This is a genomic window from Paenibacillus sp. LK1 (assembly GCF_002750415.1).
Classification (GTDB): domain Bacteria; phylum Bacillota; class Bacilli; order Paenibacillales; family Paenibacillaceae; genus Paenibacillus; species Paenibacillus taichungensis.
Window position 1 is genome coordinate 299,240 of record NZ_PEII01000002.1, and the last position, 13,972, is coordinate 313,211.

Genomic DNA, 13,972 nt, shown 5'->3' on the forward strand with positions numbered 1-13,972 from the left:
CCGTTATTTCATGCCCGTCATAGCTAGGCCTTTAATAAATTGCTTCTGGAAGATCAGGAACATTATAATAACCGGTATTGTAATCAGTACCGCAGCTGACATAACGACGTTGTAATTGACCTGATGCGTTCCATTAAAATAGACCAATGCCAGTGGAACGGTCATCTTGCTCTCATCATTTAATACAATCAATGGCCACAGATAGTTGTTCCAGGAGTTCATAAACGTGAATATCCCCAACGCTGACAGCATCGGCAGAATAAGCGGCATAACGATACGAAGCATCAGCCTGAATTCGCCAGAACCGTCCATCCTTGCTGCCTCCAGCAGCTCCTGTGGAATCTCTTCTATGAATTGTTTGGCCAGAAATACGCCGTAGGAGCTAACCAGATTAGGCAAAATAATCGCCAGCAAATGGTTAACCAGTCCAAGCTCAGCGGTGATCAGATACGTGGGAATCATAATAACCTGAAAGGGAATCATCATGGTTGCCAGGATCAAAATGAATAGCAGTTTCTTGCCTTTAAACTGATGCTTAGCAAAGACATATCCAGCTAGAGCGCTAGTAAACAAGGTCACCACTGTTATAATGACGGAAGTCACCAGACTGTTCAGCAACCACGTGACGAACGGCGCCTCGCTAAAAACCGTTCGGTATCCGTCCAGACTCGGCTTACTTGGAAAAAAACCGCCGGAACCCGAGACGATGTCCATGTTACTTTTTAGTGATGACAGCACCATCCATACATAAGGCAAAAGCATAACACAAGCTATAACTGCAAGAACTGCGATAGTAAACCCTTCCCACAGGCTGAATTTACGCGGCATCGGTTTCTTCTCCCCTCTCCTCTCAATGTTCCCATTGCGTGCGTCCCCACCGAAGTTGCAGCAGCGTCACAAGCAGGATGATCATTAGAAATACGGTTGCCATAGCAGATGCGTACCCCATATTGGAGCTGGAGAATGCCTGTTCATAGATTTGCAATGACAGCACTCGTGTTTCGTTGAAGGGTCCGCCCTTGGTCATAATCTGAAATTGTGGGAAGGCCTGAAAATAGGAAACAACTGTCGTGATGGATACAAACAGCAACGTTCTGCGCAGCAGTGGCAGTGTGATGTGAAGAAAGACATGCCATCGGCCCGCTCCCTCCAGCGTCGCTGCTTCATAGTACATATCCGGGATAGAATCGAGTCCAGCAATGAAAAGAACGATATTATAGCCAATATCAGCCCACAAGGTCATCATGATGACGGAGTAGAGCGCATAATGCGGATCACTGAGCCACTGGATCGGCGCCATATTCAGCTTGGCGAGAATCATGTTGAACAAGCCGTCATTGTAGTTGAACATGGTATTCCATACGATAGCCGTTCCCGCCAGCGGAGCGATCGTGGGAAGAAAAAATACGGTCCGAAAGCCATTTTTGAGCCAAGGGATGCGGACTCGCTGTATCGCTGAAGCAATCAAAAGTGTAATAACAATGTTGATCAATACGGCGATAAATACAAATTTGAAGGTTACCCACAATGACTTCAGAAAGATGGAGTCCTGAAACATACGAATGTAGTTCTGCGCCCCCACGAATATCGCGTTTGAGCTGAGCGGATCATACTTGAATGCGGACAAGCCCAGGCTCCAAGCGATGGGAAGGAAAGCAAACACCCCGAACAGAAGCAAGATCGGTACGAGTGAGATGATGATGAACCTTCGTTTTGCCCTGTAAGCTGTTGACTTTACCGCTGGGTTAACCTTTTCCGCCTTGTTGGTAGATATAGCAGTACTCATACCCCAGCACCCCTATCACTTATGTTGATCCTGATTATCATTGATTGTCTGTTCGATGTTCGCTAACCCGTCCTGAACATTCTGCTGCCCACTGGCCATCAGTTGGAAATTGTCGTTAACCTGCTTGAAGAAGAAATCCCGGTCTGCTATAGGACCGATCCATTGACCTAACGCCAATATGTCCAGCGAGGGCTTTAGATGAGGATTGTTCTTCAGGAATTCCGGGTTTTCGGCAATTTCTTTTTTGGCTGGAACGGTAAAGGTATCCGTATTCCAGGTCGAGAGGTTGTCCTTCTCCGAGATGAATTGGATGAAATCAAGCGCAGCCTCCTGTTGTTTGCTTTTCTTGGACACCGCTAGCCCCCAACCGGATTCGGCAGCAAAAACAGGTGGATTTTCCGTAAAGGAAGGCACGGAAACGTATTCAAAATCATCAACTTTGTAGTTGTTCTGTCCCGCAGCAATCGTCCACGGACCGCGATAGGTCATGGCTGATTTCCCCTGAAAAAAATAGTCAGAGGTATCCAGCTCGCTTCCGAACGTGGTTAAATCCGCAACTTTGTTATCGGCCACGAGCGAAACCAAGGTGGACATCGCTTTCTCCGCCTCCGGTGAGTGGAAATTAACATGTTCGTCTTCACCCATAAAACTTGCACCTTGCTGCAAAATAAGGGATAAGAAAGTAAACGTAATATTGTCTGCAGATACAAAATCGAAGCCTTTGACTTTGATGACATTGTTCTCACGGACAGTCAATTTTTTGGCGTAGTCCACAAGCTCTGTCCAGTTGGACGGTGCGTGATCGAAGCCTTGGTCTTTGAGCATTTGCGGGTGAATCAACATGCCGCCATTCTCAATGTTGTACTCAAGTGGCAGCCCATATAACTTGTTATCTCGCAAATATCCCCCAAGGGGAGCATCATAGTACTCTTTTTTTACATTTTCACTATCAGGGATTTCGACAAGCAGGTCGTTCTTGGAATATTCGGGCACCCACGTGCCGAAAAATTCGGCAATATCGGGTGGTTTCTTCGCGGAGAATGAGGCTTTCAGCTTCTGGCTGTATACATCATATGGAAAGGTCTGATACTCGATCGTTATATCGGGGTGTAAGGTCTGGTATTTGGATATTAATTTCTTGTATGCGCCCACAATGGCGTCTTCCTGATGACTCCAAAAGACCAGATTCACCTTACCTTGCGGGTCTGCGGATGTATCGCCGCCTGAAGAGGAGGAGCTGGAACAGCCCGCTTCAGCGAATACAACACAAACCATCGCAATGATCAGCATAAACTTGGAAAAATGCATTCGCATATCCTCCCTTGTCCTGCAAATTAGCCAGCATATGAAGGGAAGGACATTTGAGTTTTACGTGTATTTATATAGAAGCAATGTGGTCTGTAGTTGTATGTATCGCAATCTGATGCTCCCGGCACGCCTGCTCAAACCATCCCTCCGGCTGTTTATTCGTAATCACTCCAGTCACCTGAGTTAAGGGAGCAATCGTAAACAAAGCACTTTTCTCAATCTTGCTTTGATCGAATACAGCATAAACCTCGCTGGAACGTTCCATTGTTAATTGGGCAATACGAGCTTCAAGCTCGGAATGCATCGTAAAGCCGAAATTCTGCGTTACTCCGTCCACCCCGAGAAACATTTTCGTAATGTTAATTTTGTCGATTACGCTTTCCGCCAGCGGACCGCATAACTCGTAGCTTTTAGACCGCATAACGCCGCCAATCACGACGACCTGAATATCTTCGGCATCAGCCAATTCATAAGCAATATTCACCGCGTTGGTGACAATCGTAATATTACGGTGCGTTTTGAGTGCTTTCGCAATAAAGAACGTCGTTGTACCTCCCGTCAGGCAGATAATGTCTCCCTCTTTAACAAGGGCTGCCGCCGTGGCCGCAATCCGTTCCTTATCCATCCGTCGGAAATCGCGTTTTGCTGCAAAAGGCAGCTCCGATACCGCCGACGTCAGGCCTCCTTCATATATGGCTCCCCCATTTGTTCGAATAATCTCGCCCGCTTTTTCAAGTGCGTCCAAGTCACGTCTTGCGGTTGCTTCCGAGCAGCCAACCGTCTGGACAATCTCTTGCAGCGATATTTTCCCATGCGATTTAATCAGTTCCAATGTTTGTGCTCTGCGCAGTTCACCCTTTGAATATTGCATAAGTCTCTCCTTTAATATGTCTGGGCCTGTATGATATCCGTTAACTTCAGCCCGTGCTAGCTCTATTGTGTAGGATGAAAGGATGGATTGCAATATGTCGACATGAACTGCATCCCATAAGAAAAGCATCTATCTAACGGTTATTCATGAGGGATATGAAGCTGGTTTTCCAAACCTTCAACTATCATAAAGGTATAATTTGCACCTGATGTACGTACTTCTCAAAGAGTACATGATCGATGTCACCTGCTTTGGAAGACATTGCATTCGCTGCGGCAGCCGCGATAGCCATACGCAGTCTGGAGTCGGGCGAATCACCGCGTTCTCCTGCATATGCCATGCCGGCAACAAAGGCGTCTCCGCAACCTACCGTATTCACAGGCTGAATGGATGGCGGTTTTGCCAGATATGCTTTTCCATTTAAAATAGCCAGAGCACCGTCACTGCCGAGTGTTATGCACACCTCGTCAATGCCCTGATGCGCCAACCTGTGCGCTGCACGGGCCCATCCGTTAATTTCTTTCGGCTTTTGCCCCAGCCACTCGGCCAGTTCCAGTTCATTTGGCTTCACGAAATGGGGCGTTGCACTCAGCCCAATGCTGAAACTTGTTCCACCTGTATCCAGAAAGGCTCTCGTTCCTACTGAACGGACAATACAAATCAATTCTGCGTACAATGTGTCCGGCGCACCTGGGGGTAAACTTCCAGACATCACAACTGCACTGGACTGCGTGGCTAGCTCCTGTACTTTTTTCTTGATCGCTTCAACTTCGGCTTCTGACATGGTTGGGCCCTGCCCAAGTAGCTCTGTAGAGGTACCACAGGAATCGTCCACAATGTTAAGGCAGACTCGGGAGTCTCCCGCTGATTGGATAAAAGAAGTCCGTATTCCCCGTTCAGTCAGACTGCTCTCAATAAATACACCATTGTTGCCGGCAATAATGCCTGTAGCTGTGACTTCACCGCCGAGCTGCCGGATCACCTTGGCTACGTTATTGCCTTTGCCACCTGGCTCATTAACCTGTCTTGTCACTCGATGCACTTGACCTACGCCAAACTTGTCAACGTACAACGTCCGGTCGATGGCCGCATGGAGTGTAACTGTGGTAATCATCGGACTACGCCGGCTTTGCCAGTGCTTCCACATAACCGTATTTTCTCCATGGCAAGCCGTTTAACTGCTTCCTTCGCCGGAGCCATGTATTTGCGTGGATCATTCTCTTCTGGATGGATTACAAATACATCTTTGATAGCTTCGGAAAAAGCAATACGCAGCTCTGTGGCTATGTTTACCTTGGACATCCCCAGTGCAACCGCCCGATGAATCTGTTCAGCTGGAATGCCCGAACCACCGTGCAGCACCAAAGGAACCGATACTCGATTCGCAATGGTTTCAATTCGTACAAAATCTATGTTCGGCTGTCCCTTATAAATACCGTGTGCGGTACCAATTGCTGGAGCGAGGGTAGTTACGCCGGTGCGTTCAACAAATTGCACGCAATCTTCCGGATCTGCTAGGGAAGCATGCTGTTCCTCAACGACAATATCGTCCTCAACGCCGCCAACCTTGCCAAGCTCTGCCTCCACGTTTACGCCAGATGCCTGGGCAACCTCCATCACTTTACGGGTTAGGTTCACGTTTTCTTCAAAAGGATACATGGATGCATCGATCATTACAGAGGTATAACCTGCCCGTATGCATCGGATAATCGTTGAAAAATCAGTGCAGTGATCCAAATGAAGTGCGATAGGGATATCCGTCAAGTCCGCTGCGGTTTTAGCCGCATGAGCAATGTAATCTGGACCCAAGTGGTTGACTGTACCCACCGTAGTTTGAATAATGAGTGGTGACTCGGTTTCTACAGCCGCTTCAACGACAGCCTGAAGCATCTCCAGGGTATGAACATTAAATGCAGCGATGGCGTATTGGTCTCTGCGAGCTGTTTGCAGCATTTCAGTGGACGAGATCAGTGGCATATCCATTCCCCCTTTTAAGGTTTCGTCGCTCGCGACGATTTGAACGATCCTGCACCTCCCTTCACGGGTCAGATGAGTATGGGAAACATTTGATAATTTCTAGCTTGTGATCATAATAATCTTTTTATTTGATTAAATCAATCATTATTTTGGAAAACTATTGCAATTTAGTGCGTTGTAAAGGCATAATTATGATTAACACAATCATATAACTATATATTTGATCGAAAAGATCACAAACTGAAGTTATCAATCTAAATCATTCCCGGGAGGTATTTTTTATGAGTTTGACTTATCGTGAAGTAAAAGAACAATATAAGGCCCTGCAGCAGACGTACAACTATTTACTGGCCAAGCGCACGGAATTTACTGCCTTTGTCCAAGCTCAAGCGATTACCTCCGTAACCTTTGTTGGCGCCGGGTCCAGTTATTGCTTGAGCGAAGCGGCCGCTTTTTCCTTCCGTTTGCGTGCCGGCCTGCCTGCAATGTCACTTGCCGCGGGTGATCTCATGCTCCATGCAGACCGCTATCGTCCCATGCTGGAGGGTAGTCTGATCATAGCGCCGTCACGATCTGGCAGTACGAGTGAAGTCGTTGAAGCATTGCGTTTGCTCCAGTCTGATCGACGTATTCCTTTATTAACGATTTCTTGTGTAACGGACTCGCCGTTATCCAAAAGCGCCGATTTCCCTCTGGAACTGCCCTGGGCTTTCGACCATAGCGTTTGCCAGACCCGCACAGTAACCAATCTGTATGCAGCCAATCTGCTGCTTGCCGCTTTTCTTGCTGGTGATGAGGAGCTGATTATCGATATGCAGGAAGCGATTCATCAAGGTGAAGCCTACATGGCACGTGTAGAGGACAGCATCCGCCGCGTCTCCAACTTCAATTGGACAAACGCAGTCTTGCTCGCAGACGGTGAACTACAAGGGCTGGCAGCTGAGGGCGCCATCGCTCTGACCGAGATTGCCAAGACACAAGCCCACGCATACCATCTTCTTGACGTTCGGCACGGGCCGATGGTCACCGTAAGCTCGGATACTTTAGTGATCGCTGCCTTATCGGACAGTGGTATTGAGCATCAACGCAATCTGTTGAGGGATATTAAGGAGCGTGGAGCCACCATTATTACATTTGCCGATCGGGCGATGGGCATCCCGCAAGAGTTCATAGACCTTGAGATCACAACAAGTCATCCACTTAACACAGCAGTACGGGGTATTCCTTTCATTTTCATCTCGCAAATAGCCGCTTTGGCTAATGCCGAACGGCACGGTATTAACCCGGATCAACCCGATGGCCTGGTAGCCTGGGTCAAGCTATAAAAGAAAGCTTAGTTCTTTTGATCCGCTTGGACGTTTTGAGCAAGGGTAATTTTTAGAGGAGAATCCTAAGACTTCTATTCGAGGCAGAATAGAAGTCTTTTACTTGAAGGTCAAAAATCAATTTTATATGTCCTGTGAGATAATTAGGCAAACATTTGATAAGAATGATATAACGCTAGAATTATGATTTGGTACATAATAAGCATATAAAAAGGAGGGCTTTAACATGGAAAAAGTAATACTTAACAATGGTGTGGAGATGCCCATTATGGGTTTTGGTGTTTATCAAATTGCAGATCAAAATGAATGCGAACAAAGCGTTTACGATGCCATTATGGCAGGATATCGCCTGATTGATACAGCTGCATCATATCTGAACGAAGAAGCCGTTGGTCGAGCCATTAAACGAAGTGGTGTCCCAAGAGAAGAGTTATTTATTACTACAAAGCTTTGGGTTCAGGATACTGGATATGAAAACACTAAAAAAGCATTCCAAAAATCTCTGGAACGATTGCAATTGGATGTGTTGGATCTGTATTTAATTCATCAGCCTTTTGGCGATGTGTACGGCTCTTGGCGTGCAATGGAGGAATTGTATCGTGAAGGAAAGGTCCGTGCCATTGGGGTTAGTAACTTCCAGATGGATCGTCTGATCGATTTAATCATTCATAACGAGGTAGTTCCTGCGGTAAACCAGGTTGAAACACACCCTTTCAATCAACAAATCGAAAGTGCTGCTTTTATGAAAGAGAATAATGTTCAGATTCAATCCTGGGCGCCTTTTGCTGAAGGAAGAAATGATCTTTTCCAGAATGATGTATTGCTATCCATTGCGAAAAAGGTGAATAAATCTGTTGCTCAGGTCGTTTTGCGCTGGTTGACACAACGAGATGTCGTTGTCATTCCGAAGTCTGTTCGTAAAGAGAGAATTGTTGAGAACTTCAATATCTTTGATTTTGAATTAAGCCAAGATGATATGGAATCGATTACTGCATTAGATACGAAGCAGAGTCTATTCTTTTCTCATAACGACCCAGAGATGGTGAAGTGGATCGGTACACGTAAACTTGATATCTGACCCTTCGGGGAGATCGTTCAGTTCCTTTTCATTGAAGCTCTCATTCAGAGGCAAGTAATAAGAAAGATAAACAAAAGGAGCCGTAGTCATATACGGCCCTTTTTTTTGCTTTGGTGAGATAAATTAGTTATTGTTCAGCGATGATTAGCCCTCGCATATAATTTCACTTATTTAAAATAGGTATTTCCCCCAGCAGGTTTTTCAGGTTAATTGCATCCCATGGCATGTGCTCGGTTATACCCAATCCCACCACATCTGTTTCTTCCGATAGTTCTTTGAGTAGATGCAGGAGCTGGGAGATTTGCAAGCTGCCCGCAGGAGAGAACGTATAAGGTCCTTCAGGATTCGCGAATAATAACGAACGAAAAGCCTTAGGATCAAGCACATCTAGATCCAGGTGAATAGCGAGATGCTTAATACCGCTTTCTTTGATCCACTCTTTGATGGATTCCGTACTTTTTGTTAACTCTTCAGCTCCGGAAGTTCTAATGCCAAGTCTTTGAATCATTTCTGCATCTGATTCTACAGTCGTTATACCTAATCGTTCAAACGCTTCTGAGATCACTTCGCCCTCCTGTTCTGTAGGCGTTGCCAACCCCGCGATAAAGACATTTTCAGGTTTTAGAGGAATTTTTACATGTTGTGCAAACTCCTCATCCCCTTCTCCCAAAAGATTGCCCAGTGGTAGCGTATGTCCGTTATCATATCCCACGTAACCAACCAAATCACTGTGCGCATCGATCCAGATCAAGCCTAACTCTCCATTATACCGTTCGTTTAAATAGGCAAACGGAGCTTGTTCGACCAAGCAGTCTCCGCCAAACATGACGATGCGGTCAGGCTTGTGAGCATGAATAATATGCTGGGCTGCTTCCAATTGTTCAAGGAGCTGTTTCCTCCCATTTACACCATTCTCGTTTTCCAGTGGAGTTCCATCATATGCTTGTACAGGAACTTGAATCAGTGGTTGATCATTATCAGGAGCCAGCCAGGCAAGCAGTTCCGCGCCAAAAGAGTAGTTAGGATTATTCCCGCCTTGCCATTGTGGCATTAACAGACGTATTGTTTTTTGATTCATGTTTTCTCTCCTTTACTTCAAAGTAAGGTTAGTATAAACTGAACGCAAATCAAAAAGTAGTACGCACAATTATGACAGGTACTACCCGAAAGGATAGCATAAATATGAGCATGGCTGAATATCAAGGTAAGGTTAAACATATTCAAGATACGCCTTTTGGCTATACATTGTCTGTCATTGGCGGCAAATGGAAGATGGTCATAATTTATCTTTTAGCAGAAAACCAACCGGTACGCTTTAATGAACTGAAAAGACAAATTGGAGCGATTACGTTTAAAACACTGAGTTCACAACTAAAAGAATTGGAAGCGGATGGTATGGTCGAACGGAAAGAGTATCCTCAAGTCCCGCCTAAAGTCGAGTACAGACTGACCGATAAAGCGGAAACGTTATTGCCCGTTCTGGAAGGTTTATGTGAGTGGGGAGTACAAAATCAAAGTGAAAGAGGTGTGTTGGAGGATGATTAACTTTAGAAATAAAACCTATCGCTGTACCTCGGAAATTGTTATGAGCTTACTTAGCGGCAAATGGAAAATTTCTATACTCAATCACTTAACTAAAGGTCCCATTCGGTTTAATGAGCTTCAGCGACTTCTTCCTGACGCAACCCAACGCATGATTACAATGCAGCTCAGAATGCTTGAAAGTGACGGCCTGATTATTCGCAAGGTCTATCCGGTTGCACCGCCAAAAGTAGAATATTATTTGTCCGATCTGGGCGAGGAACTGGCCCCCATGCTACAGATGTTGTGCAAGTTTGGCACGACTTATATCGAGAAATTCCCCGACGAAGTATCTTGCGACAATGATGACTCTCGCCGCGACATCGCTAATGTAAATTAAAGTAGTCGTAATTAGACGGCAGCAGCTCTGTACGAGACGCTGCCGTCGTCATATCATCTGTCACGAATGGTTTATAGCATTACAACACCAAAAATTGCGTTCCATACCCCTTCCCAGAAACCAAAGCTGCTTCCAGCTCCTCTTGATCTCCTTTGTCCACTAACACCACATTTTCGGGATACAGCTTGCCTAATAAAGCCCACTGTACAAGTTCATTTCCGCCTGTTGGTATGACATGGACTCCATTATCCGTATTTGTCACCAATCCGGAATGCGACAAAATGTCTGCTACCTGATGAATGCTGGTTGATGTTCGCTTCACAGTAGCTTCCTTGGAATGGTTGTTCTTTTCAGGCCGATATGAAAATCGATGTCCCCTGAAAAGCTGACCGAGATCCACACTAGATTCTACACTAGATGATGCATGACCTTCTCTCTCCACAGTGAAACGCACGGTTGTTCGATCTGACCCTGTATTCGGAAGCAGCCTTGCGATGGATGGGAGATCACTATGGTCTTCTGAAATATGAAGGTAATCCTTATTGCCAGGTATACCCGTTCCTGCTTCATTTCGTGGTGCAGCATAATAATCGTCATATTCATATTCCAATGAGATGGCAACTATATCTTTTGTATCTTTAGTCTCAATGGTTTGTACCGGATGCCATTTCAGAAGATAACGCGCAGCCGTTCCAGCCGACTCTCCCAATCCAGCGGGCAACACCGTTCCCAAAGGATATTGAAAGCCGTAACCTACCGAAGTCAAACCCGAGCTAAGCACACTCTGTGCATACTGGACAATCGCCTTGTGCGTTAATTCCTTCCCGAGCAATTGAGTTAAAAAGACCTTACGGGCAGGCTCCAGAAAACGTAATCCTTTGAATTGAGCGTGTTCCTTGACTTCAAAAGGTACTTGTTCCCAATTGGCAAAAGGAAGTAATGCATCCCGCAGTAACACAAATTGGTGTAAGTATTCATTATATAACTGCATAACTCTCGGCCCCCCAGCGGGACCCCAAACCTGAGCAATAGCTTCCGGTATTAGGGTATGACCGTAGCAACGACTTCTAAATTCCAGCTCTCCCAGGGTCTCTGGTCCATATTGCGACAGTGCCCTCTTTTCAGAATTAATCTCTCTTGCCCAGTGAACCAATTGTTCACCAATTCGTGCCGCCTGTGTCGTAATTTCAACACCTGCCTTATCCTTCAAAGCTAATGGACCAAGCGGTAGCGATGACAAATCACCGGAGATTGCCAAATTGGCTTGAAGGCTATCCAATAACACCGAAGGATCACCGTTTATCGGTTCGCCCAGCTGAACCAGAATCGCCTCAAGCAGTTTATCCAGCTCTATGACGACCTCTTTTGCTCTATATATGCCGTCAGGCAATTTCCAATCCAAAGCCACATTCTCGCCTGTTCTAATCGAGTCCTGTGGATATGTGCCAATGAGAGACTCCACATCTATTGCGTTTCCCCATACGATCCGTTTATCTTTCAAGTGAAGTTGATACGCTGGCATTTTTCCCACCCCTTCAGTACGTTTTTATATTGAACGACAATGTAACTTGCCCTTCGAATGTCAGATTATCAGGTGCCCTAACCGTTGAATAGTACGCACTTTTTTGTATGATCCGATCATTTTTGTGTCGTAGGATACTTTTTGATCCTGCAAAATAAAGGTTCAAATTGTACGGCAATGCATCACGTTTCCGATCCTGTGCATTTTGAATGAAATACAAGCAATTCAAAAAAGAGATGTCCTGGCTAATCTGCATTAGCATGGCCATCTCTTTATGTTCAACGATCTACTTTTCAGCATATGAGCCCGCCTTAAACTATTTAGATAATTTACCACCTTTCGACTATTCTCCGCGAGCAACACGAAAACCCTGATCGGGACCAAAACCATTTGCATCAAATTTCCCTCGAAAAGCGATCTCGTTATTATTGACACCGCCAATCCAGCCTCCGCCTTTTACAACCCGAAATGATGGTATTTGACTCTCAGCATCGCTGTACCAGTCCCAGCACCATTCTCTTACATTGCCAGACATATCGTAGATTCCAAGCTCGTTGGGCTGCTGGGTACCAATTGATTTGGTTTTGTTTTTGTTGCTCTCTATGGCAGGCCAGTTCCAGTCTCCAGTTAAGATTTTGTCCCCGGCGTTCTTCCAATACCATGCGACTTCATCGGCGTTGTTGCTACCGCTGTATGTGTAATTCTTGCTCTCCTGACCTCCGCTTGCGGCATATTCCCATTCCGCTTCTGTAGGCAGTCGGTAACCGTTAGTTCCCTCATTAATCGTTACTGTCCATTTTATATTATCGTTATCATTCTTATTATTCTGGTCTTGGGTGCCCTTATCGATGTTGTAATGCGGCTTCAAGCCCTCTTGTATGCTTCTTTGATTGCAATACTCTACCGCGTCATACCAACTCACCATTTCTACGGGTAATTGTTCTCCTTTGAATCCTGAGGGATTATTTCCCATGACATCTTCCCACTCTTTTTGAGTTACCTCATATTTTCCGATATAAAAGTTCGACAGGGTCACATTTCTACCGGCAAAATTGGTCTTGTTGTTCTTAAACGTTCCACCTTGCACGAATACAAGGTTATCCTTCGGTTCGGGTTTATCCTGCGAACAAGCACTGATCACTAGCATTGTTGCTATTAAAAAGAACATCAACAGCTTTCTCATTGAAGGATCTCCTTTAAGCTAATGGGAAAATAAGTGGCTATGATGACTGCCATTCTCATCCGGCAACGTCGAAGGCCATTTGTCTGACTGAAACGACCTTCAACATATCCGGACTGATGGTAGAACTGAGGAAAAGGCATTGAGCCTGTCCCTAATGTTTAAAAATCTGTTTTACTTACGTTAAACGGGTCACCGTGGGGTTGCTTACCATGGATTACTTACCACACCGTTACGTTGGAACTTCCGCTGCTTTGATATCCTTCTGTCGCTAACACCTGGTAAGACCAACTGCTACCCAGATTCATTCCTTTGCTTGCCCATGCGTTCACATGGTTACTGAACGTAATAGCGGAGTTAACCCCGGTCGCTCTCTTCGACTGTCTTACGCTCCAGTACTGGGCAAAGGTTTGTGTACCGTCAATGGAAGGTGCATTGTATCGCATCGTTGTATAGATGTCATAGGTTCCTCCATCACTGTTGACAGTACCTTTAAACGTTCCGGTTGGTCGGTATGTGCCCCAACTATCTACAACGTAATATTCAATAAGTGCATTTCTTGTCCACCCGTAGAGTGTCAAATAGCCATTGCCGGATGGAGACCAAACCCCAGCATTATAGTTAATTGTCCGGTTTGGAGATCCAACATTCCAGCCTTTACCAACAACAAAGTTCCCCGTATTTTGCCATGTCACACTGTAATTTCCGCCCGATCCATTCACAGCATTAACCGTACCGCCGCCATCGGTCCAATTCTGCCAATAATCTGTCGCTGCACTTGAGGTTGCTGCAAACACGCCAAAACTCATGGAAGCCGCAAGAATGACCGTCAACATTTTTTTGCTAAATTTAAACATACTCTACCTCCCAATATGATTGTATTTGCCTTATCGACTGCTTTCGTCTGATTCTCGGTTGAAGTTCTCAATTACCATTTGATGCAATTTTTTTTTTTACTTTTACCTCCTTTCTGACTAAATTATAGAATGATAGCGATTACATAA

14 protein-coding genes are annotated in these 13,972 nt (G+C 45.4%); 4 read left to right on the plus strand and 10 right to left on the minus strand.

All coding sequences use genetic code 11. The features are described 5' to 3' along the window. Positions 1-3 precede the first annotated feature (3 nt). The 6 genes from CS562_RS05105 to fba all read right to left on the minus strand — a co-directional run bounded on the left by CS562_RS05105 (position 4) and on the right by fba (position 5,942). The gene (locus CS562_RS05105) at positions 4-828 is read right to left on the minus strand and encodes a carbohydrate ABC transporter permease (protein WP_076288557.1); all 825 of its coding nucleotides are present in this window, start codon (positions 826-828) and stop codon (positions 4-6) included. 22 nt (positions 829-850) lie between these two features. Next, the gene (locus CS562_RS05110; RefSeq protein ID WP_076288556.1) at positions 851-1,786 is read right to left on the minus strand and encodes a carbohydrate ABC transporter permease; all 936 of its coding nucleotides are present in this window, start codon (positions 1,784-1,786) and stop codon (positions 851-853) included. A gap of 15 nt (positions 1,787-1,801) precedes the next feature. Continuing rightward, complete coding sequence (locus tag CS562_RS05115) at positions 1,802-3,094, minus strand: ABC transporter substrate-binding protein (RefSeq protein WP_076288555.1); 1,293 nt, start codon at positions 3,092-3,094, stop codon at positions 1,802-1,804. A 70-nt stretch (positions 3,095-3,164) separates the two neighbouring features. Next, positions 3,165-3,965, minus strand: coding sequence for a DeoR/GlpR family DNA-binding transcription regulator (locus tag CS562_RS05120; protein ID WP_076288554.1), 801 nt, complete (start codon positions 3,963-3,965; stop codon positions 3,165-3,167). 184 nt (positions 3,966-4,149) lie between these two features. After that, a complete protein-coding gene (locus CS562_RS05125; protein WP_083678871.1) occupies positions 4,150-5,112 on the minus strand; it encodes a 1-phosphofructokinase family hexose kinase in 963 nt (320 codons plus the stop codon). Beyond that, complete coding sequence (fba, locus tag CS562_RS05130; RefSeq protein ID WP_076288552.1) at positions 5,076-5,942, minus strand: class II fructose-1,6-bisphosphate aldolase; 867 nt, start codon at positions 5,940-5,942, stop codon at positions 5,076-5,078. Before fba ends, CS562_RS05125 begins: the two co-directional genes overlap by 37 nt. Positions 5,943-6,223: 281 nt before the next feature. Between fba and CS562_RS05135 the strand changes: the two genes are divergently transcribed. Next, a complete protein-coding gene (locus tag CS562_RS05135; protein ID WP_099854110.1) occupies positions 6,224-7,267 on the plus strand; it encodes an SIS domain-containing protein in 1,044 nt (347 codons plus the stop codon). Between the two features lie 226 nt (positions 7,268-7,493). Then, entirely contained in the window at positions 7,494-8,345 is an 852-nt protein-coding gene (locus CS562_RS05140; RefSeq protein ID WP_076288550.1) for an aldo/keto reductase, read from the plus strand. 163 nt (positions 8,346-8,508) lie between these two features. Here the strand turns inward: CS562_RS05140 and CS562_RS05145 are convergent, their stop codons facing one another. Continuing rightward, positions 8,509-9,423: an arginase family protein gene (locus tag CS562_RS05145; protein ID WP_099854112.1), complete on the minus strand. Its 915-nt coding sequence runs from the start codon at positions 9,421-9,423 to the stop codon at positions 8,509-8,511. 104 nt (positions 9,424-9,527) lie between these two features. Here CS562_RS05145 and CS562_RS05150 point away from each other — a divergent pair, with 104 nt between their 5' ends. Together CS562_RS05150 and CS562_RS05155 are read left to right on the plus strand one after the other, a co-directional pair. Further along, positions 9,528-9,890, plus strand: a complete 363-nt coding sequence (locus tag CS562_RS05150) for a winged helix-turn-helix transcriptional regulator (RefSeq protein ID WP_076288548.1) — start codon at positions 9,528-9,530, stop codon at positions 9,888-9,890. Further along, positions 9,883-10,266, plus strand: coding sequence for a winged helix-turn-helix transcriptional regulator (locus tag CS562_RS05155; RefSeq protein ID WP_063565020.1), 384 nt, complete (start codon positions 9,883-9,885; stop codon positions 10,264-10,266). Before CS562_RS05150 ends, CS562_RS05155 begins: the two co-directional genes overlap by 8 nt. Positions 10,267-10,345: 79 nt before the next feature. Here CS562_RS05155 and CS562_RS05160 read toward each other — a convergent pair whose 3' ends face one another. The 3 genes from CS562_RS05160 to CS562_RS05175 form a co-directional block, all read right to left on the minus strand. Then, entirely contained in the window at positions 10,346-11,788 is a 1,443-nt protein-coding gene (locus CS562_RS05160; RefSeq protein WP_099854114.1) for a hypothetical protein, read from the minus strand. Positions 11,789-12,131: 343 nt separating this feature from the next. Further along, on the minus strand, positions 12,132-12,971 hold the full coding sequence (locus CS562_RS05170) for a formylglycine-generating enzyme family protein (RefSeq protein WP_099854118.1): 840 nt from the start codon (positions 12,969-12,971) through the stop codon (positions 12,132-12,134). A gap of 218 nt (positions 12,972-13,189) precedes the next feature. Next, complete coding sequence (locus CS562_RS05175) at positions 13,190-13,825, minus strand: glycoside hydrolase family 11 protein (protein WP_076288544.1); 636 nt, start codon at positions 13,823-13,825, stop codon at positions 13,190-13,192. Between the last annotated feature and the right edge of the window lie 147 nt (positions 13,826-13,972).

Bases quoted from the DNA above. Each gene is read 5' to 3' on its own strand.
- CS562_RS05150 (WP_076288548.1), top strand. From the start codon at position 9,528: ATGAGCATGGCTGAATATCAAGGTAAGGTTAAACATATTCAAGATACG.
- CS562_RS05160 (WP_099854114.1), bottom strand. From the start codon at position 11,788: ATGCCAGCGTATCAACTTCACTTGAAAGATAAACGGATCGTATGGGGA.
- CS562_RS05140 (WP_076288550.1), top strand. From the start codon at position 7,494: ATGGAAAAAGTAATACTTAACAATGGTGTGGAGATGCCCATTATGGGT.
- CS562_RS05115 (WP_076288555.1), bottom strand. From the start codon at position 3,094: ATGCATTTTTCCAAGTTTATGCTGATCATTGCGATGGTTTGTGTTGTA.
- fba (WP_076288552.1), bottom strand. From the start codon at position 5,942: ATGCCACTGATCTCGTCCACTGAAATGCTGCAAACAGCTCGCAGAGAC.
- CS562_RS05125 (WP_083678871.1), bottom strand. From the start codon at position 5,112: ATGTGGAAGCACTGGCAAAGCCGGCGTAGTCCGATGATTACCACAGTT.
- CS562_RS05135 (WP_099854110.1), top strand. From the start codon at position 6,224: ATGAGTTTGACTTATCGTGAAGTAAAAGAACAATATAAGGCCCTGCAG.
- CS562_RS05175 (WP_076288544.1), bottom strand. From the start codon at position 13,825: ATGTTTAAATTTAGCAAAAAAATGTTGACGGTCATTCTTGCGGCTTCC.
- CS562_RS05120 (WP_076288554.1), bottom strand. From the start codon at position 3,965: ATGCAATATTCAAAGGGTGAACTGCGCAGAGCACAAACATTGGAACTG.
- CS562_RS05105 (WP_076288557.1), bottom strand. From the start codon at position 828: ATGCCGCGTAAATTCAGCCTGTGGGAAGGGTTTACTATCGCAGTTCTT.
- CS562_RS05155 (WP_063565020.1), top strand. From the start codon at position 9,883: ATGATTAACTTTAGAAATAAAACCTATCGCTGTACCTCGGAAATTGTT.
- CS562_RS05145 (WP_099854112.1), bottom strand. From the start codon at position 9,423: ATGAATCAAAAAACAATACGTCTGTTAATGCCACAATGGCAAGGCGGG.
- CS562_RS05110 (WP_076288556.1), bottom strand. From the start codon at position 1,786: ATGAGTACTGCTATATCTACCAACAAGGCGGAAAAGGTTAACCCAGCG.
- CS562_RS05170 (WP_099854118.1), bottom strand. From the start codon at position 12,971: ATGAGAAAGCTGTTGATGTTCTTTTTAATAGCAACAATGCTAGTGATC.